Origin of the sequence: Tenacibaculum sp. SSH1-16 (assembly GCF_040104435.1) — a bacterium.
GTDB lineage: Bacteria > Bacteroidota > Bacteroidia > Flavobacteriales > Flavobacteriaceae > Polaribacter > Polaribacter mesophilus.
Genome location: NZ_JBECOV010000002.1, coordinates 399856 through 426563 on the forward strand (window position 1 = coordinate 399856; position 26708 = coordinate 426563).

The following is a 26708-nucleotide window of genomic DNA, read 5'->3' on the forward strand; positions in this document are numbered from 1 at the left end:
ATGCCTGCTAATTCCAAATATTTAAACCAATCCCCTTGGCAACAATTTGCAAAAATATCTGCAGGTCTCATTGGTGGATACATAATAAGTGCCTTACTACATATGTGCTTAGTTTTATGGCTACCAAACCCAAAAGGAATACTAATCACATCTATCTACACCATTTTTATTGTTTGGGGTGCTTTACTAATTGTTCCTTACCTATTTAAAAATGGATGGAAAGCTTGGGTTATATATCTCATAATTTCAATAATCTTATATGTAATTTATTATTTAGGAAACCAACAAAATCCGTTTATATAATGAGTAATAGAAATTACAATGTGTTCTTTAACACACATACAGTTAGCGGTATTGTTATAAGTGTAGCCTTGTATATTATCTTTTTTACAGGCGCATTTGCCCTTTTTAAAGATGAAATTGCTTCTTGGGAAGAAGGTAAGCACTCAAAAAATATTGCTCGAGAACATATAGATTATGATTTTTTATTAAAAAAACTCTCTAAAAACTATCATTTAACTAGTAGAGATATTCGTTTTTATTTAGGAGATAAAAACGATGAAATATATGTATTAACTTATCCTGCAAAAGACACAGTAAATATCCCTAATGAGGCTAAGTATCAAAATTATCAAGCAATAAATATTCATACTGGAGAAACTGCTTCTTATGTAGAAAAATATAGCTTAGGAGAGTTTTTATATCGTCTACATTTCTTTACTCAAATACCTACTATTGGAATTTACCTTGCTGGTTTTGTTTCTTTATTCTTTTTGTTTGCTATTGTTACCGGAGTCATCGTTCACTGGAAAAAAATAATTTCAAACTTTTATCAGTTCAATCCCAAAATTGCTTTAAAAAGAGTGTGGACAGATGCACACACTGCATTAGGTATTATTGGACTTCCCTTTCAGTTTATGTATGCTGTTACTGCAACTTATTTTTGTCTTAGTCTTTTTGTTTTACTTCCTGCTAATTTTTTATACGGTGGTGATCAAACAAAATTAATGAATGATTTACGTCCCGACCGCAAAACTTATGAATGGGCTGCTGAAACTAACAAAACGCTTCCTAGTGTAAATGAATTTGTAAAAGAAAACACCAACCGCTGGTCTCATTTTAACCCTACCTATGTTTTAATTAAAAATTATGGAGGTACCAACATGAAATACTTTCTTATTGGAGAGTTGGACCATAAAGAACGTTTTTTAAGTTCGGGAATGGTAATTTATGATTTAGAAACCAATAAAACTTCAGTAATAAGAAACCCCAATGAAAGTAAATATACCGACGATGTGCAGCTTTCTTTAGGGCGTCTTCATTATGGAGACTTTGGAGGAATTGCTGTAAAAGTTATTTATTTTGTCTTAGCTCTTATTACATGCTTTGTTATTATAACTGGTGTGTTAATTTGGATTGAAGCTCGTAATAAGAAAAGTATGACCTTAAAACAACGTTTATATACTGCGAAAATAGGGCACATTTATCTTGCTATTTGCTTGTCTTTGTATCCTGTAACAGCCTTATTTTTCTTGATTGTTAAGCTACTACCCGAAGCATATCAAACTCAAAAAATGAGCATTTTATACACTTGGTTTTTTGTTGTTTGGTTATTAGCAACCCTCTTTTTTAGATTTAAACGAGATAATTATTTCACAAATAAAACTACTTTGTTAGCAGGCGCTATCCTTGGATTTTTAATTCCTATTGTTAATGGTGTTGTTTCTAACAACTGGGTTTGGAACACCTACAAAGCTAAGCAGTTTGACATTCTTACAGTTGATTTATTATGGATAGCCATCTCAATTACTGCATTATTTATATACCTTAAAATTAAACCTGAAGTAAAGACTAAAAGTGCTTTTACAAAACATCCTATAGATTATAAAAACCGTAAAAAACTGTTAGCTGAGGAGGCTAAAAAAACGGCTCAAACTACAGAAAAAAATAAATTATTAAAAGATAAAAACCACATACCGATGAGAACAAAAATTAGTATCCTTTGGATATTTTTAGCAATTGGCTGGATAGTTCACCATATATATGGGCTATTCAATATATACTACAATGAAACTTTAGTAATGGAGGGTGCAACAGGTGAAGCTCCTATTGTACATCACTTATATCGTATTTTATTTGAAGGAATGTGCTTACTTTTTGGTTTGCTAACTATTGAGCTTTCTAAAAAATGGTTCAAGATAACTTCTCTGGTTTGGGCGAGTATTGCCGGTTTATATAATGTGTACCATTTCTTTGAAGCTATTCTTCATGAAGCTAATAATATATCTGAGATATTTATGCTTCTTTTGGTAGCAATAGCTAGTATATTTTTAATTATTAATATTTATAAGTGGATTAAAGATTAATTCCTTCTTAGTATAGGCTCATTCCCCATTTCCTATATCCCCCGTATTTATGGAAATAGTTACTGCCAACAATAAAAAGTCACAGTTAAAAAAATTTCTGTGCCTTAAAATAAAAAGTATGGACTGTGGTATAAAAACTTCAGTCTATACTATTAATTCTCTTTATGGTAAAGGGACGATAATAAGTTATTATTTTGATGGCTTATTAATTAATTTGATTAACGCTAAACTCAAAGAAGATTTTCTTTTTATCTCTAGCAACAATAGTAATAGTTTTAATACTTTAGAACTTTCTGTTTTAATAGATGGGGAAAAAATTATTCGTTTTTCCAATCTAGAAAATGATCTTATTATCGAAAAAAGTGAAAGTTATTTATTACATGATAATGGTGATGATAAAATTGTTTTTTACAGAAATAAGCATATAAATGAAGTTAAAATTAAGATGCATGATTCATTTATTAAAAAACATAAAATGCAAGCACTTTTTTCTAGTAACAAAGTTTCTAACTTAAGTACTACACAGCAGCTAACTTCAAATATGGAAAGAATAGTTAATGATATGCTCACTAACTCGCAAAAAGGATTGTTAAAACGTCTTTTTTTAGAATCAAAAGTATTAGAATTAACACATTTACAACTAAACATTCATTCTAAGAAAGGAAATAGTTCTAATGAAAAAGTTCTTAAAAAAATATATAAAGTAGAAGCTATACTCCAAACCAATATTCATGAGCAAATATCAATTCAGCAACTTGCTCGTAAAGTATTATTGAATCAAAATGTTTTAAAAAATGAATTTAAGAAATTGTTTGGTGAAACTATTTTTAATTACACCAAAAATTTAAGAATGAATAAGGCAAAAGACTTATTAGCTTATACTCAAAAACCTATTTATGAAATAGCTGACATAGTTGGATATAAAAACCCTACACATTTTACAGCTGCTTTTAAAAAATTTGAAAAAACAACCCCAAAAGAATTTCGGAAAAATTATACTTACAAATCCTAAATTAGGGTTTTAACTCATACTTTAACTTTCTTAATTGTGCATTTATAACTAATTCCATTCTACGTAAACTCTTACTTTCTAAATTCAAACAAGCATCTACCCACATCGCAGTAATGTCTTTCAACTCTTTCTTTTGTAAAGGAAAAACTCTTTTTATACATTTATAGTGATTGTATTGAAAGCTAAAGTTTGATTTTTCCATATAATTTATAACCGATGATATTCCCGTTTCTTCATTAAAAACACAATCTACCAAACCCATTTCTTCTAATTCTTCGGCCTTGTATATGTTTCCTGTGTATAACACTTTAAGAGCTGCTTTTATATTTAGTTTTCTACATAAAAAACTATAAGCTCCCATACCTGGAAAAAGATGAAACTTGTTTTCTGGTAAACAAAATTTAGCTGACTTATGAGATAGTATAATATCATGTGCCATTACACATTCAAAACCTCCTCCGTAAGCATTTCCCTCAACCAAAGCAATACTTAGTACGGGCAGCCCAAAAGTATTATATATGTTGTAAATAGCGTCTATACATAAATTAGCGTATTCTGATAATGCTTCTTTATTTTCAGATTTGATGTTTTTTAAAAAATAGGGTAAATCTCCTCCTAAATTATATACCTCTTTATGTGTAGATGCCGATACAATATATTTTAATGGATACACCTTGTCTGCAAACATCATTTTTAAATCTTTAGCAAAGTCTTTAAACTCCCATAATATTTCTGGTGAAAAATTAGGAACTCCTTTTGACTTAATACTCCAAACAATCATCTCATGTTCTGGATAATAGTCTACTTTAAAATTTTCATATTGCTTTATCATCCTTTTTTATTTTTAGCGTGTACTTAATGAGTTCTTTTTAATCCTAAATTTCCATGCTTCGTCTCTATATTCTTTTGCTTTTTTTCCTCCATCAATGTGATTCCAGCCTGGGGGCATAAAAAGGTATTTTACTTTATCTAGTAAGGTAGGAGCTTTTTTTATATCCAACCATAATTCTTTCCATAGTAAAAACTGCACATGCCATAAGTTCTCACTATTAAGTTTCTCATGCATGATTCCGTAGACTATTTTTTCATTATCCAATTCTTTTTGAAACGTTTTAAATAAACGATCCCAAATACTAAAGGTTTCACCATAATTTCTATCTAAATAAATATGATTTTTTGCATGATGTACTCTATGGACTGAAGGTGTTATTAATAGTTTATCTAACCATTTTTGCTTTCCTATAACTTTTTCATTTACATGTGTTAGTGTTGCATAAAGGCGTGCAATGGGTTCAATTACAAAAATCATTAATGGGTGAAAACCTAATATTGGAAGCCATATAAAGTTGAACGGAGTGAAAAACACATCAAAAATTGATCCTCTAGCAACCACGGTTAAATTCATTTCTTCAGCCGTATGGTGTACTCCATGAATACACCATAAAACTCGAACTTTATGTCCTAAAAAATGAATAAAAAACACTGTAAAATCATACAACAAATATGCGACAATCCATATATACCATTGAAAACCTAGAGTAAAAATTCTGTTTTCATATAACCAAAACATAGTGCCAACAATAAATATTTTTGATAATAAGAAGTAAGGAATACTTTGTATTAGATACGAAACAATACTTACGACTCCTTCTTTATTTTTTTCAACATAACTTGTTACAATTAGTATTCCCCATTCAACAAGCATTAAAACGAGTACTATTAGACTCATATGTTCTAGTTTTCCTGCAAGTATTTCTATAGATGATAAATTCATATTTAAACTATTTCTTAGAAAAATTCTTTTTTAAAAACGTAGCTATTTGTGCTACTGCTGCCTTTGATGCTACTGTTTCTCGCAAGGAGTTCAGTACAATAAAATCATGTATTGTTCCCCCATATCTAGTTGAAACTACTGGTACACCTGCCATTCTTAATTTTCTTGCATAGGCTTCTCCTTCGTCTCTTAAAACATCATATTCTGCAGTTATTAAAAGTGTTTTAGGTAAGTTTTTAAGCTCTTCTAAAGTTGCTTTTAACGGAGCTACTGTTGCTAATGAGTATAATTTTTTTTCTGGTACGTAAACATTCCAAAACCATTTCATTGTTGCTCTCGTTAAATAATGCCCTTTTGAGAATTGTTCATACGACTTCGTATTTAAATTGGTATCGGTAACTGGGTACAATAATAGTTGTCCTAGCAACTTAGGAGTTCCTTTTTGTTTTGCCATCATAGCTACAACTGTTGCCATATTTCCTCCCACACTATCTCCACCAACAATAATTCTATTTGTATCTAACCCATATTGTTTTCCATATTTTGAAATGAACAAAGTTGCCGCATATCCTTCTTCATTTGCTATGGGGTATTTAACCTCTGGTGCTCTTGAATACTCTACAAAAACAATTGCTACATTTGCTTTTAAAGCTAAGTCTCGCATTAATCGTTTATGCGTTTTAAAACTATTAAACACCCATCCACCTCCATGAAAATAAAGTAATACAGGTAATAATTTTTTTGTTTTTTTTGGCTTTACAATTACTGTATTTACTTGTTTATCTTGTTCTTTAAAAGAAACCTTAGTAAAGGTTACTTTATCGTAGGTTAATGTGGAATCTTTTTGCATGTTTTCCATGGCATTCCTTCCTATCTCTAAAGGTAAGTCCTGCAACGGTGGACCTTGATAAGAATGAATAACTTCTAAAAATTTCTGAACATATAAATCTAAGCCATCGCTTCCTGCTAAGTTTACTTGTGTATACGTTTTTACTCCTATAAACAAGCTTAGTATCATAACTATTTTTTTCATAACTATGTAATTGCTTGTTTTACTCTTTTTGTAGATGAAGATTGTTTTTGCTTTGCTATTAGTTTAATTGCTCTTTTCTTTGTCCAAAGAACACCAAATGTTAGCAATGTAATTCCTATAATAATTGCTAATAGTTTTAACTGACTTGTTTGTGATGAATATCCAAAAAACAATACTCCCCAGTATATAAGTACCCACTGTACTAAATAAAATGTTGTTACATTTTTACTTGAGTAATAAATTACATCGTACAGTTTATTGTGTGGAATACAGGTTACTAATATATGCCCAAACCAAACTAAAAATAAATTCACTCCAATAAAAGCTATGGTTCCTCCTGGCCCTAAATGATAGTAATCACCAAAATGATATTCATAATTATAATAGCATAATACTACACCTATACACATAAATAAAACACCTGAAACTAGCATTCTTTTATATGTTAAAATAATATTATTATTACTTTCTTGATACCACATTCCAAAGAATAATCCTATTAAAATAAACGACATCCATGGAAATACAGGAAAGTAAACATTGTAGGTTTTTCCCCATAATAAATCACATATATAATCTACCCCAACAATGTTAGGTTTATAACCACTTAATTCTCCTGTGAAAAAAACAATAAGTAATGCTAAGGTTAAAGCTGCATACTTGTTTTTAATAAACTTGATTATAACTCCCATTATAATCAAGGAAATCCCAGCTAACTGCAAGATATCTCCCAATAAAATAAAAAACAGATAATTATATGAATCTCCTAGAGTTAGCCCATTACCTTCTATAAAAGCTCTAGGGAATCCTCCAAATAACAACATGGGTACTGCAAATCTTAAAATATTAAGTAAATACCCTTTTGCTAAAATGTTTATTCCTCTTTTAAAGATTTTAAACATGCTTAACTTACTTGAAAACACAAAAGAAAACCCCATCACGACTAAAAACATAGGAGTTCCTTTTTCTAATACTTGAGCTACCTTCCCTAAAAAAGAATTGTTCCAAGTATCCATTGTCGAATATATAATCATGGAATGAACAGGTATCATAGATAAAACACTAATTCCTCTTGCCATATCTATGGCTAATACTCTCTTTTTTTGTTCCATTTTTTATTCTTTAAAATGCCAGCTTAATTTTTTAGATAGTGGCTTTCGTTTTCTATTTACTTTAGGAAGATTTTCTTTTACATGTCCTATAAAAAAAACACCTAAAAATTGTTCATTTTCTTCTAAACTAATTTCTTTTTCACCATACTTTATAGTTGCTATACTGGTATCCCAATAGCTTCCTAAATTTAGACTTGTACAGCTTAACCACATGTTTTGTACTGCGCTTGAAATAGCTGCAATTTCTTCCCATTCCGGGAGTTGTGCTCTTTTACTAGGTTTAAAAATCACTCCTATCATGCTGGCTTTACTGGCATACCTTTTTGTTTCTTTATAACGTTCGTTAGAAAATTCTTCTTCTGAATATATTTTTCGATAATAATTAGCCATAAACTCACCTAATGCTTCTCTATGTTTTCCTTCTAACACTACAAACCTCCAGGGTTGGGTTAATTTATGAGTTGGTGCCCATAGCGCATTGGTTACAATTGCTTCAATCGTTTCCTTCTCTATTTTTCTATCCGAAAAATCATACGCGTAGGTGGTTTTTCGTTCTTGTATAATTTTAGTTATCTGTTTAAAACTCATATTAAATACTTTCTAAAGATTGTACCGTTTTTACTGTTTCTTTTTTTAACCTTGCGAGTGGGTTTTTTAATACTCCTTCTAACTTTAGACTTTCAATCGGATTAGCTAAACTGAGCATTTGCTTGGTATTACTTAACTGCAACCTGTTCAAACAACAGCGATCAAATTCTTTAACAAATAAATCGTATTGCTTATATTTTTCTGAAAACTCAGGATGTTGTTCTTGATATTCATACACACAATCTGCCACTAATTGCCAAAAATTATCCTCTGAAAAACTTGAATAACAATCTAACTGTTGAGCCATAAAACGGAAGAAGCAATCAAACACATCAGTAAAAATTGAAAGCACTTTCATTTTATCTGAAGTCTTAACAAACAATCTTTTAGCATGCTCAGGTAAGTGCATTGTTTCGTTAAAAACAATAACCTCTTCTGTAATATCTTTCATTAACACATGCACTGGTGTATTTTCTTCTAGCACTAGAATTAGGTTTTCTCCATGTGGCATAAACACAAATTCGTACTTATAAAAACAGTGTAATAAAGGTGCTAAATAGGCTTTTAAATAACGTTGAATCCAGGTAGTTGTGTTATAAGGTGAAGCTTCTATTAAAGCCGCTAACAATGATTTGTCTTGGTAATCTATATGCAATAAAGCAGCCATCGTAAACACGCGTTGATTAGAGCTTATTTTTGTAAACGGGCTCTCACGCCACAAAGCTGATAACATTTTGTTATGCGGATTCGTTTTCCCTAAAGTTTCATAATAATGATTGTGATACCCCGCTGTTGCCACTTCTCCTAACATGGTAAACCCATTGTTTTGTAGGTAAATATCATCTGCTAACAAATCTGTTATCCATTGAGTAATATGCGGCGTACTTTGCATGTAATATGGAGAAAGTCCACGCATAAAGCCCATGTTTAAAATAGACAGAGCTGTTTTTGTGTATAACTTTTCTGGATGTGACGCATTAAAAAGTGTTCTAATAGATTGCTGCGCAGAGAATTCATCATCACTTTCTCCTACTAAGATGATATTTTTTTGAGCAATATCTGCTCCAAAAACAGCTACAATTTTGTTTTTCCATTGCCATGGATGCACAGGCATAAAAATGTAATTTTCAATAGCTACATTTTGCTTCTTTACAACTTCTTTAAATGATGCTAATTTTTCTTTTCCTAATTCGCTCTCTAAAAGTTTTTCATACTCATAGTTTTTAACAGCCGTGTAGGTAGCATATTTTTTATGAGCTGCTATCCATAAAAGCTTAAACGGTTGATTGCTTTCTGGTGCATATTTTTGATAATCTTTAATATTGAACCCTATTCTCCCATTGTTCGCTACAAAACAGGGGTGACCTTCAGTCATCGCGTGTTCAATTTCTTGAAAGGTTTTTTCAGCTAATTCATTGGCTGAAAATTTCTCGTTAACATACTTATATGCTGCTCCTGAAAGTGTACTTGTTATTTCCTCTAAATAAGTTGCTAAAAACTCATCAGGAATACCAAGAGTATTTTGAAACTCTGTTATAAAATGTAGTGCATCTAAATAAACTTCATTCGATATATTATTTTTTTTAATAATGCTTTTTTCATCAACCAACCAATGATTGAGAGCATACTTTTTTGCTTTAAATTGATACGTGAACTCATTATTATCTGAGGTAATCAGGTATATACAGCCATCTGTTTCTTCTAAAATAAACTCAGGAGTTAAAATAAGCTCATGTGAAAATTCACTGATTGCTTTTTTTATTAATTGACGATTTACAAAACTCCATACCTTTGGTTGTAAATGGGCTATATTATTTGTCATGTTGTTCTAGTTTAATTAAAGCTGATTGATACGTCTCTCTTGTACAAAAAGCTAAGGCTGCTTTTTTATGAGGTAACTCAATTTCTTTTTGGTATTTAAAACCAGCTTTTTTATTTAGCGTATGAATTTTTTCATTATTCACATCGGGTTCTACAACAATTCTTTCCACTTGTGGTAAACTGAAAAAATAATCGATAATAGTTGAAAACACATGCCATGTAAACTGTGGTATTCTTTTTTCTACAGGCGCTACTAAAACATGCATACCATAATCATTTTCTTGTACATCGTAATAGTCTGCTATGTTATCTTTTGAAGCTTTGTAACGCTCCATTAAAAACACTGGGGTACTCCCTATCATTCCTACATAACTATAATGATGCGGATTGTTTTCTATTTCTTGGTATTCAGCATGTACTTCTTCTACAGACTTATTTAACATTCCCCAGTATTTTGCATAGGGTTGAGTTACCCAACGATGTAACATTGGTGTATCTGTTTCTAATTTAAATGGACGAATGTTGATTACCCCCAATCCAATAATTTCTTTACTAAATATTTTTTGATACGTTTGAACCATAATTATACTTCTTGGTTTTTAAATACCGCTATTGGGTTTTTTAACTTTCCTGCAAATTGGAGTAGGGCAACAGGGTCATCTAAATCAATCATTTGTTTATGATTATTTAATTGCAACCTATTTAAACACGAAAGTTTAAAATCTTCAGCAAACAAATCATACTGTTTAAACTTGCCTGACAGTTCAGGAAACTGCTCTTGATATTCATGAATATTTTCTGCTACGAGTTCCCAAAAACGATGCTCTCCATAATTCGCATGTTTTTCTAAAATTGGAGCTAAAAAGCGAAAGAACCCATCAAACATATCTGTAAAAATGGATAGTAATTTGACATCTTCTGGTACTGGCGCATACATTCTTTTTAACTCTTCTGGTAGCTCAACTTCAGGATTTAAAATACATGCTTCTTCCGTAATATCCTTTAGTAAAGCATATACAGGAATGTTATTTTCTAATACCAAAATAATGTTTTCCCCATGTGGCATAAACACTAAATCGTAATAGTAAAAACAGTGTAACATTGGGCTTAAGTACGCTTTTAAATAGCTACGTAACCAATTATCTATTGAAATACCTGAGTCTTTAATCATTTCCAGCAACAATGCTTTTCCGTAATAATCTACATGTAATAATGCTGCCATCGTTAGTGGTTTTTGGTTTTCTTTAACCACGGAATACGGACTTTCTCTCCATAATGAAGCTAGCATTTTATTGTAATCGTTATGTGGTCCAAACTCTTCAAAATATGGATTCACATAGCTAACCGAACCTATTTCACTTAACATTCTAAATCCATTTGTCTTTATATAAGCATCGTTATATAATAGGTTTTCTAACCAAACTGCCATTTTTGGAGCTGTTCCTAAGTAGTATAAAGGCAATCCTCTCATAAAGCCCATGTTTAAAATAGATAATGCCGATTTGGTGTAAAATTTCTGCGGATTGCTTATATTGAATAACGTTCTAATTGATTGTTGTGCTAAGTATTGATCTGGTCCGTATCCTAAGCAAATTAAATCTCCTTTGGCTACTTCTGAAGCAAAAATTGTAGCTAGTTTGTTAAACCATTGCCATGGATGAACAGGTATAAACAAGTAGTCTTTTGGACTGAAGCCTTTTTCTTCAATTATTTTGTTGAATTGTGCTATGGTATCAACATCTAATTCCTGATGTATTAGGCTTTCATAAGGCAATGCTTCTATCGCTGAAAAAACTGCTTTTAACCTATGTCCTGCCAACCATAATAACGAAAAAGAATTTCCCGCTTCTGGTGCATAAGAACGATAATCGCTGCTGTCAAACCCTATTCTACCATTATTTGCTACAAACCCTGGATGCCCTTCGGTCATAGATTGTTCTATCGTTTGAAAATCGGCCGTTGCTAATTCTTCTACAGTAGGGTTTCCTTTGGTAATTTTAAATGCACTTCCGTATAGTGTACTTATAACTTCTTCTAAATACACAGGCATTTTTTCATCAGCAATTCCTAACGCTTTTCTAAATTCTTTTATAAATGTAATTGCATCAATTTCTTCTTCAACTTCTTTTATATATTTTCTTATGGAGTTTTCATCAATCATCAAATGATTCAAAGCCATTGGTTTTGCTTTAAACTCATATTGAATTTCTGTGTCATCTGCATAAACTTTATACAGTTTATATCCGTTATCTACTTCTTGAATTATTACTGGTTGTATTAATAGTTCATGCGAAAACTCACACAATGCTTTTTTCACTAGTAATAAGTTGGCTTTTTGCCACACTTTTGGTTGTATATGTTGTGTTGATTGTTGTGGAGAAACCACATTATCTAAGGTATTCATGGCACTTCTTTTAAATGGTGAAAAGGATTGGATTTTTTGTTGGTAATTGGTCTTGGTTAAAAATGCTAATTGTGCTGTTTTGTTAGGAAGTTCTATCACCTTTCCCAGTTGAAAACCTATGCGTTGACACAGCGCAAACATTTTTTTGTTTCGAATATCTGGCTCTACTACTATTCTGTTAATAGTTGGGTTTGTAAAAACAAAATCCATAATTGCTCGAAACATAAACCACGTAAAGTTTGGTGTTTTAGTGATTTTTGGCGGTGCTACAATAATATGTACACCACAATCGGATATTTTAGCTTTATAAAAACCATTAATAATATCTAATTGCGGGTTGTAACGTTCTACTATAAATGCCGGTTCACCATTAAACATTCCTACAAAAACATCGTAATGTTCTGGGGCTATAAGTTGAGTATATTCTTCTTCAACTTCTTTTACTGTTGCGTTTTGCATCCCCCAAAAAAAAGCATATTCTTGAGTTACCCATTGCTGTAAAAAAACACTGTCTTTTTTTATTTGAAAAGGACGAATGGTTATTGTTCCTAAACCTTTATACTCTTTTGAAAAAACTATGGCATCAGTTGTTATCATAATTTAGGTTTTAGCTAGTTGTTTATGTACTTTTCTTACCGATTTAAATACAATAAAGTACAAGACCAATGTGAGTGTAAATCCGCCTAATGCAATGATAAAAGGCATTCGTAAATCGAAACTATCGACTATAACTCCTACATTTAAAGAAGCTAGTAATACACCTAAGTTTTGGAAGAAATGTATTTTACTATAATCAACCGAGTATGATTCTGGCGTGCTTAATTCAAATAATAAAATGTCGAATTTCACAACTCCTTGAAAAATTGCCCAGCCATAAATAATTCGCCCTAAAACAACTACTAATTCATTGGGTATTCCTTGTAGCATAAGTCCAATTAGCCCTATAAACAAGGCATTTATAATTCCTTCATGCCCTTTTGATTTTCGCTTATTATTAATCCACAAGGCTACTAAGGCTACAAAGCCCGGGATAGCGTATATAGTGCCTGAAACCAATTTGCTTTTGTACGTTGAAAAACTTTCCCAATATGATGAAAAGAAAGGCCTAATTAAAAAGTCGCTGAAGTATAATATCAACGTAATTAGTCCTAATTTCAAGATAAATCCTTTCGGAATTATCTTTTTATCAGTAGCGGTAGATTCTTCTGAAATGATTAAATCGGTAGCATACTTTTTACTTTTTAATAAATAACCACTCATAGCCATTTGAATAAAATCTCCTGCTGCCATTATTAAAAAAATGCTACTTGGGTTTATATAATCTACCGTTATACCTCCCAGCACAGCTCCTAAAATACCTCCTAAATGTACCACTACTGAAAGCAATCCGATTGTACTTGGATGTTCTTCTTTTGTAATGATTTTTAAAATGTACGGATATACCAGTAAATAACTTCCTTTAAATAGTACCATGATAAGAGATACTACCCAAAAATTAATGTACGATGTAGTGTAGTAACAATACAATGCTAATACGCCTGCAACTGCTTGGGTGTACACTAGAATATTTAATTCTGATATTTTTTTAGAAATATATGCCCAAAATGGAAATGCAATCATTACCATAAAACAGATGGCTGCAAAGTAATATCCTACATTTTTAGGGTTTGTCATTCCAAAACGAAGCTCAAAAAATTGTGGATAAAATGGATGCAGTAAATAATCACTTACTACTGCAACCAACGTCATTACTATTAAAAATGTTTTTAACTTCATACCTTTATGCAAAGACATTGAGCTCTATTTCTTCCTCTTGTGTAACCTCAAACTGCTGAAATGCTATCTTTTGCTCAATAGGATAATGCTCTACTCCTGTTATTTCTTTGATTATATAAGAATTTCTGTAAGCAGCCATCCCTAAATCTGGTGTAACAAATCCATGTGTATATAATTCTACATTTTGAACAAAAATTTCATTATGATTTTCATCAATTGAATAGTTACGCTGTACATCAAATCGATTTTTAACATCCCATAGAATTCTATTTGAAATTCCTTCAATAAACTCTGGTAATTTATATTCATATCCTGTAGCAAGGACAAGTCCATCTGTTTCATGTTCAAAATATTTGTCTTGTTCTACTTGGTGAAGTTCTAGTTTAATGCCTTCATCTGATACCTTGGTAGTTTTCAATTCAGAGTTAGTACGTAATGAAATTTTTAATGGTTCTTTTGATAGGACTCTTTTTGCGTATAATGTATCGTGAATAGCTCCTATTAAATCTTGATTTATCCCTTTGTATAAATGCTTTTGATTTTTAATGAGTGCATCTCTTTTGGATGCTGGTAAGTTGTAAAAGTAATCTACATACTCTGGAGAAGTCATTTCTAATGTTAGCTTAGCATACTCTAAAGGAAAGAAACGTGGTGAGCGGGTAATCCAATTCAACTCATACTCTTTAGTATCTATTTCTTGTAATAAATCAAAAAATATTTCAGCAGCACTTTGTCCGCTTCCCAATACTGTTATCCTTTTTTTATTTTGTAGTTGTTCTTTGTTAGGTAAGTATTGTGATGAATGAACAGCAATATCTTTTAACTTTTTACAACAAGCAGGAGTGTAAGGTTGTGTTCCTGTTCCTAGAACCAGTTTTTTTGCTTTATAAATTTTAATTTCTTGTGTTTTTGTGCAAACACTAGTAACTACATAAATGCCGTCTTTTTGATCGTAGTCTATATTCGTTACTTCTGTATTAAAATATATATTAGAAAGTTTACTAATTACCCACTGACAATAATGATTGTATTCGTTTCTAAGTAACAAGAAATTTTCTCGTATGTAAAAAGAATATATTCTGCCCTGTTCTTTAATATAATTTAAAAAACTAAAAGGATTTGTAGGATCAGCAAGAGTTACTAGATCTGCCATGAAAGGAACTTGTAAAGTTGTATCTTCTAATAACATTCCTGGATGCCAATCAAATTTTTCTTTTTTATCAAGAAACACTCCATTTAAATCTTCAATTGGTTCTGATAAGCAAGCTAAACCTAAGTTAAAAGGTCCTACACCTATGGCTATAAAATCAACTGTATTATTCTTCATTTTTTCTAGTTTGTTATTTTGTATTGTTCTCCTGTAGTTTGAATCATTTCTATAATGTATAGGAGATTGTTAATTGTATTTTTAGGGTTTAGTAGCGTAAATTTTAGGTATATGTTACCATTTAATTTGGTACTTGCTATGGATGCTTTTCCTGCTTTGTATAAAGTGTTCTTTATATATAAATTTATAGCATCATGAATCCTGTTCTCTTTAATACCTTGTGCTTTATACCTAAATACTAGTGTGCTTAATTCTGGTTCATGTACAGTTTCAAAACAGTCTTTATCTTTAATTTCTAAGTATACATTTTTAGCTAGGTAATGTACTTCTTCTAAGTAGTTAGCAATTGTTTTTGTTCCTAGAGTTTTTAAAGTTAACCAAACTTTTAAGGCATCGAAACGACGTGTCGTTTGAATAGATTTTTCTATAAGATTTGGTCTTTGAGAATCTTTCTCTTCAATAGGGTTTAAATAATCTGCATAATATGATACGTACTTAAAATATTGTTTATTATTTACCAAAAAAGCACTACAACTTACTGGTTGAAACAGAGTTTTATGAAAATCAACCGTTATTGAATTAACCATTTCAATACCATTAAAATATTCTTTATGCGTGTTCGTTAGTGCATAGGCTCCTCCATATGCTCCATCTGCATGTAGCCACATTTGATTTTCTTTAGCAATTTTCCCTATGATTTTAATTGAATCAAAACTACCGTAATCGGTAGTTCCTAATGTAGCTACTATTGCAATTGGAATATTATCTTCTTGTTTTGTTTTTTCTATAGCCAAGACTAACTCGTTAGTATCCATTTGCATTCTTTCATCTACTCTTACTGGAATAACAGCATCATATCCCATACCTAAAAGAGCTGCACTCTTTTGAATACTAAAGTGGGCTTTTTCAGAACAAAAAATTCTAAACTTACTTATTTCATTACTCCACCCATGTTGCTTAATGTTTATGCCAAAATGTTTGAAAGCATAATCGTCTCTGGCCATTAACATTGCCATAAAGTTAGACTGTGTTCCTCCACTTGTGAATACTCCATCTGAATTATCAGACATATTAAATACTTTTGAAGTCCATTGAATTACTTCTTCTTCTATAAAAGTTGCCGAAGTACTCTGATCCCATGTTTCAACGGCTGTATTAATTGTAGTTGCAATCATTTCTGCTACAATAGAAGGGAGTGTAATTGGACAATTTAGGTGTGCTACATAAGTTGGATTGTGAAAAGCAATAGCATTTTTTATATATAAATTGTTTAGCTCTTCTAAAACACTATCTATCGCTTGTGTTTCCTCAATATTTATTAGCTTAGCTTGTTCTTTGTTTTTTAGAATTTCTGCAAGCTCATCTCCTTTATAAAAAGTTCTGTTAGATAAAAACCGCTCTATATAAGAAAATGTTTTTTGAATGTATTCTTCATATAACTTTACAGACTCATCACTAAACAAATAACTATTTAATGACAATTCTTTTAATGAAGGGGGAGTTTTTAGAATCATTTATTTTTATTTAGTCTTAATAATTTGAAGCAAAAATATATTTAGACCAAACAAATTAAATGACGCAAATGGAATTTAAAATGACGTAAGTGGTATATTTTATAAAAAGAAAGCGCAGTATTTAGTGTACACTAAATACTGCGCTTTAAAAATTTTATTCTTTTGTTCTTAACTCTCTGGAGCTAACTCAACTTCTAAACCATCTAAATCTGGGGTCATTTGTATTTGACACCCTAATCGGCTATTATCTTCTACATAAAAAGCCTCTGCTAACATTGCTTCTTCATCATCTCCCATTTCTGGCAATTCATGATCTGATTTTACATAGCATTGACAAGAAGCACACATTGCCATTCCACCACAAATTCCAATAGTTCCTTCAGGAGCTAATTCGTACGAACGAACCACTTCCATCAAATTCATTGCCATATCTGTGGGTGCTTGTATCTCATGCGTTACCCCGTCACGATCAGTAATTTTTATAGTAATATCTTGTTCCATTTTATTTTACAGGTTCATTTTTTTTCGAAGTGTTTTTGCTCTTTTATCTTCTCCATCATGTGTCCAACCGGGTGAGTTAAAGATATAATTTAGCTTATCACTCCATTTATCAGCTCTTTTAACATCCTTCCAAATTGCAGCATATTCATGAGTAGCCACTTTTACTGGATTAAACGTTTCAATATTTACGGTTAATCCATATACTGGTTTATCAATTTCTTTTAATTCTTCAGAGAAAGTACCAAAGATACGATCCCAAATAATTAAAATTCCTGCATGATTACAATCTAAATAACGAATATTAGATGCGTGATGTACTCTATGATGTGATGGTGTATTGAAAATTAATTCAATAGGCTTCGGAAGTTTATCTACCAATTCTGTATGCACAAAAAACTGATAAATTAAACTGATTCCCATCATAGTAAACATCATTAATGGATCAAATCCTAATAAAGGAATCCACATCCAAAAGAAAAATTTATGGATACGTTCACCGACTCCTTGACGCAATGCTGTTCCTAAATTCATATGCACCGATGAATGATGTGGTACATGACCTGCCCAAAACAAACGTACTTCGTGATTTAATCGGTGAAACCAGTAATAAGCAAAATCATCAGCCAATAACAATAAAATCCATGCCCACCATTGACGTTGAACTATACCTTTTAACGGACTCATCTCATACAAATAGAAAAACGCTATGAAGGCTAAAATTTTCGGAATAAACTCAACAATAGCAGAAAATACCATCATTAGCATTGATACTCCAGTGTCTTTACCATGGTATTTTTCTTTTGCTATTCGGTATTCTACCAACATGCAAATGAAAAATACAGGTAAGGCGAAGTACAATAATTTATCTTCTGATAACTGCTGTATATATTCAGTTAATGTCATGCTTAATTAATCGCTTTAACTACTGCTTTTGGAGCTTCTTTTCTAGTACCATCAAATCCATCAACACCACCTACCGTCGTATACTTCATCACATATTTTTTATCTGGATGAATACGTTTGTAAGCACTCTGGCACATTAAGGTTGCTTCATGGAATCCGCATAGAATTAATTTTAACTTTCCTGGATATGTATTTACATCTCCAATTGCATAAATTCCTTCTACATTTGTTTGATAGTCTAATGCATTATTTACTTTTATGGCATTCTTCTCAATTTCTAATCCCCAATTTGCAATAGGGCCTAATTTTGGAGACAATCCAAATAACGGAATAAAGTGTTCACAAGGTAATGTAAATGGTTCTTGATCTTTTTGCTCTACTACTACGCCTTCTACCTTTTCTTCTCCTACAATACCTTTAACTTCTGCTGGTGTAATTAACATTAGTTTACCTTCATTTTTTAACTCTTGTACTTTATCAACAGAGTCTAAAGCTCCACGGAATTCATTTCTTCTGTGAATTAACGTTACAGATTTTGCCACATCTGTTAAGAAGATAGACCAATCTAAAGCAGAGTCTCCTCCTCCAGCAATTACCACGTTTTTGTCACGATAAATTTCTGGTTCTTTAATCATGTATTCTACTCCTTTGTCTTCAAAATCTGTAATATTAGGAATCGGTGGTTTACGTGGTTCAAAGCTTCCTAAGCCTCCTGCAATTGCTACTACGGGTGCTTGGTGCTTTGTTCCTTTATTAGTAGTTACAATAAACGTTCCGTCTTCTTGCTTTTCAATAGTATCAGCACGTTCACCTAGTGTAAAACCTGGTTCAAATTGTTTAATTTGTTCCATTAATTTATCGGTTAAATCACCTGCTAAAATTTCTGGATATGCTGGAATATCGTAAATTGGCTTTTTGGGATAAATTTCTGAACATTGCCCTCCTGGTTGCGGTAAGGCATCAATTAAATGGCAACGTAATTTTAACAACCCTGCTTCAAAAACAGTAAAAAGCCCAGTAGGCCCTGCTCCAATAATAAGTATATCTGTATTTATCATTTTGTAACAAAATTTTCTTTTTATATTGAGATTCCCACCTTAAAAATAAGGCAGGAATTGTATGTGTTAATAATTGAAAGGCCTGTTTAAGTGTTACTTATTGTATAAAAAAATAAGTAAAGGAAACGCTTAAAACTCAAAAATATGATACTTTTGTTAATCAAAACCTGATATAAATCAGGTTATTCAACATTAATTACCTCTTTAATTTCTGGTGCGTATTTTTTTATTGTTGCCTCTACTCCATTTTTCAGAGTCATTTGATTAACAGAACATCCACTACAAGCTCCTTCTAATTGTACTTTTACTGTACTGTTTTCTATAGATAATAATTTTATATTACCTCCATCACTTACTAAAAAAGGGCGGATTTCTTCCAACGCTTTTTCTACGTTATTTCTTATGTCTTCTGTTGCCATAACTGCTTATTTTGAGCTACAACCACTCATAGTAGTAATTCGTACTACTTCTGTTGGTGGTAAGTTTGCATTTCTTTTTAATAGTTGCGAAACCATTTCTTTAGTTACCTCTGTAAAAGCTTCTGCTAGTGGTGTATTTTCTTGTAACGCTACTGGGTGTCCAACATCACCTGCTTCTCGTATGCTTTGTACTAATGGTATTTCTCCTAAGAAACTAGTTTCAATATCTTCTGCTAAATTTTTAGCACCTCCTTCTCCAAAAATATAATATTTATTGTTAGGAAGTTCTGCTGGTGTAAAATACGCCATATTTTCAACGATACCTAATACTGGTACGTTAATACTTTCTTGTTTAAACATTGCCACTCCTTTTTTAGCATCTGCTAAGGCAATGTTTTGAGGTGTACTTACCACGACCGCACCGTTAATTGGTACTGCTTGCACTATTGATAAATGTACATCTCCTGTTCCTGGAGGTAAATCTATTAATAAGAAATCTAACTCTCCCCAATCTGCATCAAAAATTAATTGATTTAACGCTTTTGAAGCCATTGGTCCACGCCAAATCACTGCCTGACTTGGATCTGTAAAGAAACCTAATGATAATAGTTTTACTCCATAACTTTCAATCGGCTTCATTTTTGAACGCCCATTTACGTTTACCGCTAATGGTTTTTCTCTTTCTACATCAAACATTAAGTGCTGTGATGGTCCATAAACATCGGCATCTAACACTCCTACTTTAAAGCCCATTTTTGCTAATGAAACTGCCATGTTTGAGGTAATGGTAGATTTTCCTACTCCACCTTTACCTGAAGCTATAGCTATGATATTTTGAATATTGGGAATTTCTTTCCCTCTAATTTGATTTGGATTTTCTTTTTGTTGAACTTCCACCTTCACATTCACTTTTACATCGATTTTTTGATCAACGTGTTGGTGAATTGCTTTCATTATCTCAACTTCTACCTTCTTTTTTGCTTGTAATGATGGATTTGAAATAGTAACATCTACAATAACCTCATCTCCAAATGTAACTACATTTGTTATATTTTCGTTTTCTACTAAACTTTTACCTTCTCCTGGTGCCGTTATGGTTTCTAACGCTTTGTATATATCTTGTTTTTTAAAACTCATGTTTTATGCTATATGCTTTAAACAGCAAGCGACAAGCTTGTTGCTTATTTTTATTTAATCTTAACTGCAAAGATACGTTTTAGCCCTCAGAAAATAAAGTCTTTAGATTGGTAATATTTATAGGTTGATAAGTTGGTTTTATAGATGATTTTAAACTTGATTTTTTTAGAAAAAATCAAGAAATATAACCTTTCTCAAACCCGTATGTTAATAACACTTCATACGGATTACCCTCTAGACCTAAAAGTTGCGCAAACGCTGGTTCAGTTTTAAATCCTTGTTGTTTTAGAGCTATAATTTTAGACCTGAATTCTTTTCCTTCTTTTAACAATACTTGATATTCGATAAGCATATGTAGATATGAGTCTTGCTTTTCTGGCTGTTTATTCTGCACAAAAATCTCTATTGGAAAGGTTTTATACTCAAGTGTAATGATTGTTGTTTTTAAGTTTTTGTATGATGGTATCGTCTTTATTTCAAACCTTGAAAACTCTCCATAGTTTTCGCTCACAACTTTTACAAACTCTTCATGATTATCACTTTGACAAATAATATCTAAATCACTTGAGTCTACATCAATATTTATGGGTATAGTGCCCACTAAAATAGGATTGAAGTGTTTTAATAGTTCAAAAATATTCAGCTCTAATAATACTTTATGAGCTTCTTTTTGACGGACAGTTCCTTCTTTTAAGTATGTTATATCTCTGAAGTTTATCACAATTCTTCACTTGGATTCCAAAATACCTTTTCAAAATCTTGAATTTGATTCTCAACCACCTCTATTCCTTCACTTTCTAACAATTGTTGCATAAGATTTGTTCCGTCAAAATGATGTTTTCCTGTTAATAATCCTTTTCTATTAACTACTCGATGCGCTGGTACTTCTTTTTCTGAAGAGTTATTCATTGCCCAGCCAACCATTCTTGCTGAACGAGCTGCTCCTAAATAGGTAGCTATGGCTCCATAACTTGTAACTCTTCCATGTGGTATTAAACGTGCTACTTCGTACACTTTTTCGAAGAAATTTTTATCTGCCATGTGGTAAAGATAGGATTCTTTTAAAAAATATACGAATATGGTTCTCGATACAATTTTCACTCATTTCAATCTTGAAAATCACTCGAACGGACATTTATCAAAAAATCAATACGTTAGCGGTTACAGCAAGCTACCATGTAACTCGGAAAGCACGACCCAAAAGGAAACGTCCGAGGCAAAAAATCCTGCAAAAAGCAGGATTAGTAATTAAGTTTAAATTTTATATAAGTAATCGGTTTTCCGATTTCTAAATATTGTTTTTCGTAGAATGTTTGCGTACCGGTTACCTCTTCTGGACTGTACACATTTTTATACACATCGTGATTAGCGTGCAAAATTTCGTGACCTTCTCCATGCAATAAACCTAAAGTGTAACCATGCATGAATTCACTATCAGTTTTTAGATTAACTGTTCCTTCTGAATTTAAAATACCATGGTATTTCTTTAAAAACTCAGAATTCGTCATACGATGTTTAGTACGCTTATATTTTATTTGAGGATCTGGGAAAGTAATCCAAATTTCAGAAACTTCATTTTCAGCAAAAATATAATCTACTAACTCTATTTGTGTTCTAATAAAAGCTACATTTTCCATGTTATTTTCTAGTGCTGTTTTAGCTCCACGCCAAAATCGTGCGCCTTTAATATCAATTCCAATAAAGTTTTTATCAGGATTTTTTTCTGCTAAAGCAATCGTGTACTCACCTTTACCACAACCTAGCTCTAAAACTATTGGATTGTCGTTTTTAAAAAAAGTATTCCATTTTCCTTTATAAGAAAAATCGTTAATTACTTCTTCGCGTGTTGGTTGAATAACGTTAGCAAACGTTTCATTTTCTTTGAAACGTTTTAATTTATTTTTGCTTCCCAAAGTGTGTAGAAATTAGGCTCTATCTTCTGTTCCTTCTCTTTTAAAACGAGCAGCTTCTTTCATCCAATATGCAAATAACACTAATAACACTAATAAAAAGAACCAGTTTACAGCGTTTGAAGTCCACCAACCTGCATCTGATTTAGCTAACGTTAAGCGTAACCAATTGAATGGTGCAAATAAAAAGTCGGTAAATAAACTACCAATCCATCTAAAAATATTGCCTGCTATCATATCTTAAGTATCTTTACAGCTGCAAAAATATAAAAAGAAACAATGTTAGCCAATTTTTTCGGTAAATCTAAGCCTATAAATTTTATTGTACTGTTTGTACTGTTTTTAGGGTATTTTGTTTTAAGTATTTTTTCTAAGCAATTATCTTTTAATTTAATTAAAGAACTTGGTTGGTTTTTAGTTGTTTTTTCTGTATACAACTTTATTCTTGCCAAGAATTTATTGACTTATGATAATTCTTTTGCTTTTTTGTTTTTTGTAATACTAATAGGTTTTTTTCCTGATACTATACAGATAAATAAAACTTTTTATGCTAACTTAACTATACTTCTTTTTTTACGAAAAGTATACAGTTTACAGTCTTCAAAAAACATGCTACATAAATTGTTTGATGGTGGTTTGTGGCTTGGGGTATCGTTTTTAATAGAACCTTATGCTCCTTTATTATTAATATTACTTTACCTATCTATATTTTTGCATCAACGATTTACTTATCAAACATTATTAACTCCTATAATTGCTTTTTGCTCTCCTGCTTTTTTATACTTCACCTACTATTTTTGGTATGATAACCTTGAAAAATTTTGGTTACTTTTTGATTGGGATTTTTACCCTGATTTAAGCTTTTATTCTCATGAAAAGTATTTGTTCCCTATTCTTTTCATAAGCTTTTTTTTAATAGCTTCTATTTTTTTAAAAAGCCCAAAGGCACTTGCTATTAAAAATAAATTTAGAAAAAACTGGATATTAATTCTTACTCATCTTGTAATCACTACAGCTATTTTACTTTTAGTTCAAGACGGTTCTGGAAGTGAGTTTTTATATGTATTATTCCCTGTTTCTGTTATTTTAGCTAATGGAATTGAGTTTTTTCAAAAAAAATGGTATGCTGATGTTATTATTCTCTTATTCTTAATAGTGTCTTTTACAATGAGTGCTATTGCATAAACTACATTTTTGCTCCATAAGCTAAATCACCTGCATCTCCTAAACCTGGCACTATATAGCCTTTATCATTTAGTTTTTCATCAATATCACCAATCCATAAAGTAGTACTCTCTGGTAAGTGTTTAGCTACATATTCTACACCTTGAACTGAACCAATAACCGAAGCTATTATTATTTCTTTTGGCGTTCCATACTTTTTTATGCCCTCATAAACCTCAACCATTGAACGGCCTGTTGCCAACATAGGATCTATAAGTAATAATGTTTTTCCATCTATTGAAGGCGAAGCAAAATACCCTACCACGATTTCAAACTCTTCGTCATTGTTTGGGTGATGGCGATATGCTGATATAAATGCATTCTCTGCATCATCAAAATAGTTTAAAACTCCATTGTGTAGTGGTAACCCTGCTCTAAGAATAGAACACAATACTATATCATTTTCTGGCAATTCTACCTTTTTTGTTCCTAATGGCGTTGTTATTTCTTTAACCTTATAGTGTAACTCTTTACTTAACTCGTATCCTATCACTTCACCTATTCGTTCGATATTTCTACGAAAACGCATTGAATCTTTTTGAACTGATGTGTCTCTGAGTTCAGCTAGGAATTTATTGAGAATAGAATTTTGTTTGGCTAAATGATGAGTTTTCATGAGGTGTATTCTTTTTGTACGCTACAAAAGTAACAGATTTTATCAAGCTTTTATAAAGTTGCTTAATGCTTTTAGTAGTTCTTCTTTTGCTTCAACATAACTCATATGTCCGTTTGGTATTGCAATTAATGAGGTATTAGTTCTCTTTGCTTCTTCTTCAACAGTAGTATAATTTAATATTGGGTCATTTTTCCCTGCTATCATCAATCTCTTTTCTATTGTTTGTAAAACAACTTCCTTGTTTTCTCGCAAACGCATTCCCTCTGTTGCTGCAATATACCCTCTAACTGGAGTTTTTAAGGCTTCTTCTCTTATTTTTTCTATTTCTTCGGATAACTGTAAACGCATATTCTCTGCAAACAAGTTGCTAATTGACATTTTTACCAATGTTTCGTAATTTTCCTTAGCCATTTCAACAGCTCTGAGTCGTAATTTCTTTCGTTCTTCACTATCTGCTTGAGAGGTAGAGTTCATCAAACAAATTCCTTTTACATTTTTTTGATATTTTTCTGTAAATGCCAAAGCAACATATCCCCCCATGGAATGTCCAATAAAGGTAGCTCGACGAATTTTTAATTCTCTTAAAACAGATTTTACTGCTTCTGCCATTTCTTCCATCGTATGAATATACCCAACACATCCTGTTTTTCCATGCCCTAATAAGTCAATACAAATCACGCGATTTTTTCTGGATAACTCATCAACCACCTCATTCCACATAGTCCTATTTTCTAAAAACCCGTGTAATAAAACAATACTACTTCCCTTGCCAGTATCTGTATAAAAAACAGTGGTTTCCTTAAATTTTGCAATCATTTTTTAATGTATATTCGTCGCTTACTAATTTGTTAAGCAATGCACAAAACTAAGGAGATATTTATAAACGGATTTGCTTTATTTTCAATGTTTTTTGGAGCTGGTAATTTAATTTTACCTCCATTTTTAGGAAAAAATGCTGGAAGCTTATGGTTTTGGGTAACTATTGGCTTTTTTATTACTGCTGTTATTATTCCTATGATAGGTATTTTAGCCCATGCCAAACTACAGGGTACTATGTATGATTTTGGCAAAAAAGTCTCTCCAATTTTTAGTCTTATATATTGCTTTGTTGTATACACTATTTGTATTGCTTTACCTGCACCTAGAACTGCTTCGGTTACTCATGAAATGGCCATTGCTCCTTACTTTAGCAACAGTAGTTCTTTAGTTACTAGTACAATTTATTTCGGACTTGTTTTTCTTTTTACCATGAACCGGTCAAAAGTACTAAACCTACTAGGCAAGTTTTTAACACCTCTTATTATAATCATTTTATTAGCTATTATTTTCGTTGGTTTTTTTATAGCCCCTGATATGATTGCTCCAACTACCCTTAAAGCTCCATTTGTTGATGGTTTGTTAGAAGGATATCAAACTTTTGATGCCATTGCTTCCATAGTTGTTGGTGGTGTCTTAGTCATTTCAATGAATTTTAATACGAATACAACTTTTGAAGAGAAAAAAGAGCTTATTACCAAAGCAGGTTTTATTGCTGGTATAGGCTTATTAATTATTTATGCTGGCCTTATTTATAATGGAGTTTTATTTAGTTCTACCTTTTCTGAAAGTGCTAATAGAACAGAAATCTTAAACTCTCTGAGCAATCAAACTTTAGGAAATATTGGAAGTGTTTTTCTTAGTGTTTTAGTTGCTTTGGCTTGTTTTACAACAGCGGTTGGAATTATTACTGGAACTGCCGATTATTTTAAAGGAATTAGCAATAACTCTCAAAAGGTCTTTACAATTACTGCTATTATTAGCTGTTTACTAGGAATTGCTGTTGGTCAATTTGATGTGAAATATATTATCAATATTGCACTACCTGCTTTGATGTTTATTTATCCTATTACTATTGTTTTAATTGTACTAAATGTACTTCCTGAAAAATACACCTCAATTTTAGTTTTTAAAAGTGTAGTAGCGGTAACCTTTTTATTTAGCATTCCAGATTTTTTAGGCTTTATTATCAATCCTAATTACTTAGTTGAAATAAAAAACAACATTCCCTTTGCTAATCATAATTTAGGGTGGGTATTACCTGCTATATTGAGTTTTGTTTTTGCTAATTTGATTAAAAGCAAAAAGCAAATTCCAACTGAATAAGTTACTTAATGAATGATATATTATATAAAAACAAAAAGCTCGTGATTACGAGCTTTTTGTTTTTATTTGAG

27 protein-coding genes are annotated in these 26708 nt (G+C 31.6%); 5 read left to right on the plus strand and 22 right to left on the minus strand.

What is annotated here, in order from left to right; translation table 11 throughout:
• The 3 genes from ABMY20_RS04460 to ABMY20_RS04470 all read left to right on the plus strand — a co-directional run bounded on the left by ABMY20_RS04460 (position 1) and on the right by ABMY20_RS04470 (position 3378).
• Positions 1-303 (plus strand): hypothetical protein, encoded by a 303-nt coding sequence (locus tag ABMY20_RS04460; RefSeq protein WP_349264740.1) that lies wholly within the window; start codon positions 1-3, stop codon positions 301-303.
• On the plus strand, positions 303-2366 hold the full coding sequence (locus ABMY20_RS04465; RefSeq protein ID WP_159508845.1) for a PepSY-associated TM helix domain-containing protein: 2064 nt from the start codon (positions 303-305) through the stop codon (positions 2364-2366). Before ABMY20_RS04460 ends, ABMY20_RS04465 begins: the two co-directional genes overlap by 1 nt.
• 118 nt (positions 2367-2484) lie before the next feature.
• The gene (locus ABMY20_RS04470) at positions 2485-3378 is read left to right on the plus strand and encodes an AraC family transcriptional regulator (RefSeq protein WP_173358978.1); all 894 of its coding nucleotides are present in this window, start codon (positions 2485-2487) and stop codon (positions 3376-3378) included.
• A gap of 1 nt (position 3379) precedes the next feature.
• On the opposite strand, the gene ABMY20_RS04475 is transcribed toward ABMY20_RS04470, so the two are convergent.
• The 20 genes from ABMY20_RS04475 to ABMY20_RS04570 form a co-directional block, all read right to left on the minus strand.
• Positions 3380-4210 (minus strand): crotonase/enoyl-CoA hydratase family protein, encoded by an 831-nt coding sequence (locus ABMY20_RS04475; protein ID WP_281980125.1) that lies wholly within the window; start codon positions 4208-4210, stop codon positions 3380-3382.
• Positions 4211-4222: 12 nt separating this feature from the next.
• On the minus strand, positions 4223-5152 hold the full coding sequence (locus ABMY20_RS04480) for a sterol desaturase family protein (RefSeq protein WP_196781600.1): 930 nt from the start codon (positions 5150-5152) through the stop codon (positions 4223-4225).
• A gap of 7 nt (positions 5153-5159) precedes the next feature.
• Positions 5160-6185, minus strand: coding sequence for an alpha/beta hydrolase (locus ABMY20_RS04485; protein WP_349264741.1), 1026 nt, complete (start codon positions 6183-6185; stop codon positions 5160-5162).
• 2 nt (positions 6186-6187) lie between these two features.
• On the minus strand, positions 6188-7297 hold the full coding sequence (locus ABMY20_RS04490) for a heparan-alpha-glucosaminide N-acetyltransferase domain-containing protein (RefSeq protein ID WP_349264742.1): 1110 nt from the start codon (positions 7295-7297) through the stop codon (positions 6188-6190).
• A 3-nt stretch (positions 7298-7300) separates the two neighbouring features.
• Complete coding sequence (locus tag ABMY20_RS04495; RefSeq protein ID WP_159508839.1) at positions 7301-7885, minus strand: nitroreductase; 585 nt, start codon at positions 7883-7885, stop codon at positions 7301-7303.
• A gap of 1 nt (position 7886) precedes the next feature.
• Complete coding sequence (locus ABMY20_RS04500; protein ID WP_349264743.1) at positions 7887-9707, minus strand: IucA/IucC family siderophore biosynthesis protein; 1821 nt, start codon at positions 9705-9707, stop codon at positions 7887-7889.
• On the minus strand, positions 9697-10287 hold the full coding sequence (locus ABMY20_RS04505) for a GNAT family N-acetyltransferase (protein ID WP_349264744.1): 591 nt from the start codon (positions 10285-10287) through the stop codon (positions 9697-9699). The genes ABMY20_RS04500 and ABMY20_RS04505 overlap by 11 nt, the downstream gene beginning before the upstream one ends.
• A 2-nt stretch (positions 10288-10289) precedes the next feature.
• The gene (locus ABMY20_RS04510) at positions 10290-12707 is read right to left on the minus strand and encodes a GNAT family N-acetyltransferase (protein WP_073182282.1); all 2418 of its coding nucleotides are present in this window, start codon (positions 12705-12707) and stop codon (positions 10290-10292) included.
• Positions 12708-12710: 3 nt separating this feature from the next.
• Complete coding sequence (locus ABMY20_RS04515) at positions 12711-13904, minus strand: MFS transporter (protein ID WP_253055646.1); 1194 nt, start codon at positions 13902-13904, stop codon at positions 12711-12713.
• On the minus strand, positions 13891-15213 hold the full coding sequence (locus ABMY20_RS04520) for a lysine N(6)-hydroxylase/L-ornithine N(5)-oxygenase family protein (RefSeq protein WP_349264745.1): 1323 nt from the start codon (positions 15211-15213) through the stop codon (positions 13891-13893). Before ABMY20_RS04520 ends, ABMY20_RS04515 begins: the two co-directional genes overlap by 14 nt.
• A 5-nt stretch (positions 15214-15218) precedes the next feature.
• Positions 15219-16727, minus strand: coding sequence for an aspartate aminotransferase family protein (locus ABMY20_RS04525; RefSeq protein WP_047787947.1), 1509 nt, complete (start codon positions 16725-16727; stop codon positions 15219-15221).
• A gap of 168 nt (positions 16728-16895) precedes the next feature.
• A complete protein-coding gene (locus tag ABMY20_RS04530) occupies positions 16896-17228 on the minus strand; it encodes a 2Fe-2S iron-sulfur cluster-binding protein (protein ID WP_073182284.1) in 333 nt (110 codons plus the stop codon).
• Between the two features lie 6 nt (positions 17229-17234).
• Positions 17235-18131 carry a sterol desaturase family protein gene (locus ABMY20_RS04535; protein ID WP_349264746.1) on the minus strand — a complete coding sequence of 299 codons (897 nt, stop codon included), beginning with the start codon at positions 18129-18131 and terminating at the stop codon, positions 17235-17237.
• A gap of 2 nt (positions 18132-18133) precedes the next feature.
• On the minus strand, positions 18134-19189 hold the full coding sequence (locus ABMY20_RS04540) for an NAD(P)/FAD-dependent oxidoreductase (RefSeq protein WP_047787950.1): 1056 nt from the start codon (positions 19187-19189) through the stop codon (positions 18134-18136).
• A 182-nt stretch (positions 19190-19371) separates the two neighbouring features.
• On the minus strand, positions 19372-19608 hold the full coding sequence (locus ABMY20_RS04545; protein WP_047787951.1) for a NifU family protein: 237 nt from the start codon (positions 19606-19608) through the stop codon (positions 19372-19374).
• A 6-nt stretch (positions 19609-19614) separates the two neighbouring features.
• A complete protein-coding gene (locus ABMY20_RS04550; RefSeq protein ID WP_047787952.1) occupies positions 19615-20745 on the minus strand; it encodes an Mrp/NBP35 family ATP-binding protein in 1131 nt (376 codons plus the stop codon).
• A 175-nt stretch (positions 20746-20920) separates the two neighbouring features.
• Entirely contained in the window at positions 20921-21466 is a 546-nt protein-coding gene (locus ABMY20_RS04555; protein ID WP_073182286.1) for a DUF4269 domain-containing protein, read from the minus strand.
• Positions 21463-21786: an MGMT family protein gene (locus tag ABMY20_RS04560; RefSeq protein WP_073182287.1), complete on the minus strand. Its 324-nt coding sequence runs from the start codon at positions 21784-21786 to the stop codon at positions 21463-21465. Before ABMY20_RS04560 ends, ABMY20_RS04555 begins: the two co-directional genes overlap by 4 nt.
• Positions 21787-21986: 200 nt before the next feature.
• Complete coding sequence (gene trmB, locus ABMY20_RS04565) at positions 21987-22658, minus strand: tRNA (guanosine(46)-N7)-methyltransferase TrmB (protein ID WP_125343839.1); 672 nt, start codon at positions 22656-22658, stop codon at positions 21987-21989.
• A 12-nt stretch (positions 22659-22670) separates the two neighbouring features.
• Positions 22671-22892, minus strand: coding sequence for a hypothetical protein (locus ABMY20_RS04570; protein ID WP_047787956.1), 222 nt, complete (start codon positions 22890-22892; stop codon positions 22671-22673).
• A 42-nt stretch (positions 22893-22934) separates the two neighbouring features.
• Between ABMY20_RS04570 and ABMY20_RS04575 the strand changes: the two genes are divergently transcribed.
• Positions 22935-23840 (plus strand): DUF6427 family protein, encoded by a 906-nt coding sequence (locus ABMY20_RS04575; protein ID WP_349264747.1) that lies wholly within the window; start codon positions 22935-22937, stop codon positions 23838-23840.
• Position 23841: 1 nt separating this feature from the next.
• Here ABMY20_RS04575 and upp read toward each other — a convergent pair whose 3' ends face one another.
• Positions 23842-24495, minus strand: coding sequence for a uracil phosphoribosyltransferase (gene upp / locus ABMY20_RS04580; RefSeq protein WP_167712708.1), 654 nt, complete (start codon positions 24493-24495; stop codon positions 23842-23844).
• Between the two features lie 42 nt (positions 24496-24537).
• Positions 24538-25311 carry an alpha/beta hydrolase gene (locus ABMY20_RS04585; protein ID WP_349264748.1) on the minus strand — a complete coding sequence of 258 codons (774 nt, stop codon included), beginning with the start codon at positions 25309-25311 and terminating at the stop codon, positions 24538-24540.
• Positions 25312-25350: 39 nt separating this feature from the next.
• Between ABMY20_RS04585 and brnQ the strand changes: the two genes are divergently transcribed.
• Positions 25351-26637, plus strand: coding sequence for a branched-chain amino acid transport system II carrier protein (gene brnQ / locus ABMY20_RS04590; RefSeq protein ID WP_349264749.1), 1287 nt, complete (start codon positions 25351-25353; stop codon positions 26635-26637).
• Positions 26638-26708 lie beyond the last annotated feature (71 nt).

Bases quoted from the DNA above. Each gene is read 5' to 3' on its own strand.
- ABMY20_RS04520 (WP_349264745.1), bottom strand. From the start codon at position 15,213: ATGAAGAATAATACAGTTGATTTTATAGCCATAGGTGTAGGACCTTTT.
- ABMY20_RS04550 (WP_047787952.1), bottom strand. From the start codon at position 20,745: ATGAGTTTTAAAAAACAAGATATATACAAAGCGTTAGAAACCATAACG.
- ABMY20_RS04480 (WP_196781600.1), bottom strand. From the start codon at position 5,152: ATGAATTTATCATCTATAGAAATACTTGCAGGAAAACTAGAACATATG.
- ABMY20_RS04545 (WP_047787951.1), bottom strand. From the start codon at position 19,608: ATGGCAACAGAAGACATAAGAAATAACGTAGAAAAAGCGTTGGAAGAA.
- ABMY20_RS04515 (WP_253055646.1), bottom strand. From the start codon at position 13,904: ATGTCTTTGCATAAAGGTATGAAGTTAAAAACATTTTTAATAGTAATG.
- brnQ (WP_349264749.1), top strand. From the start codon at position 25,351: ATGCACAAAACTAAGGAGATATTTATAAACGGATTTGCTTTATTTTCA.
- upp (WP_167712708.1), bottom strand. From the start codon at position 24,495: ATGAAAACTCATCATTTAGCCAAACAAAATTCTATTCTCAATAAATTC.
- ABMY20_RS04495 (WP_159508839.1), bottom strand. From the start codon at position 7,885: ATGAGTTTTAAACAGATAACTAAAATTATACAAGAACGAAAAACCACC.
- ABMY20_RS04485 (WP_349264741.1), bottom strand. From the start codon at position 6,185: ATGAAAAAAATAGTTATGATACTAAGCTTGTTTATAGGAGTAAAAACG.
- ABMY20_RS04570 (WP_047787956.1), bottom strand. From the start codon at position 22,892: ATGATAGCAGGCAATATTTTTAGATGGATTGGTAGTTTATTTACCGAC.
- ABMY20_RS04470 (WP_173358978.1), top strand. From the start codon at position 2,485: ATGGACTGTGGTATAAAAACTTCAGTCTATACTATTAATTCTCTTTAT.
- ABMY20_RS04500 (WP_349264743.1), bottom strand. From the start codon at position 9,707: ATGACAAATAATATAGCCCATTTACAACCAAAGGTATGGAGTTTTGTA.
- ABMY20_RS04490 (WP_349264742.1), bottom strand. From the start codon at position 7,297: ATGGAACAAAAAAAGAGAGTATTAGCCATAGATATGGCAAGAGGAATT.
- ABMY20_RS04530 (WP_073182284.1), bottom strand. From the start codon at position 17,228: ATGGAACAAGATATTACTATAAAAATTACTGATCGTGACGGGGTAACG.
- ABMY20_RS04465 (WP_159508845.1), top strand. From the start codon at position 303: ATGAGTAATAGAAATTACAATGTGTTCTTTAACACACATACAGTTAGC.
- ABMY20_RS04510 (WP_073182282.1), bottom strand. From the start codon at position 12,707: ATGATAACAACTGATGCCATAGTTTTTTCAAAAGAGTATAAAGGTTTA.
- ABMY20_RS04560 (WP_073182287.1), bottom strand. From the start codon at position 21,786: ATGGCAGATAAAAATTTCTTCGAAAAAGTGTACGAAGTAGCACGTTTA.
- ABMY20_RS04575 (WP_349264747.1), top strand. From the start codon at position 22,935: ATGTTAGCCAATTTTTTCGGTAAATCTAAGCCTATAAATTTTATTGTA.
- ABMY20_RS04505 (WP_349264744.1), bottom strand. From the start codon at position 10,287: ATGGTTCAAACGTATCAAAAAATATTTAGTAAAGAAATTATTGGATTG.
- ABMY20_RS04525 (WP_047787947.1), bottom strand. From the start codon at position 16,727: ATGATTCTAAAAACTCCCCCTTCATTAAAAGAATTGTCATTAAATAGT.
- ABMY20_RS04540 (WP_047787950.1), bottom strand. From the start codon at position 19,189: ATGATAAATACAGATATACTTATTATTGGAGCAGGGCCTACTGGGCTT.
- ABMY20_RS04585 (WP_349264748.1), bottom strand. From the start codon at position 25,311: ATGATTGCAAAATTTAAGGAAACCACTGTTTTTTATACAGATACTGGC.
- ABMY20_RS04460 (WP_349264740.1), top strand. From the start codon at position 1: ATGCCTGCTAATTCCAAATATTTAAACCAATCCCCTTGGCAACAATTT.
- ABMY20_RS04475 (WP_281980125.1), bottom strand. From the start codon at position 4,210: ATGATAAAGCAATATGAAAATTTTAAAGTAGACTATTATCCAGAACAT.
- ABMY20_RS04535 (WP_349264746.1), bottom strand. From the start codon at position 18,131: ATGACATTAACTGAATATATACAGCAGTTATCAGAAGATAAATTATTG.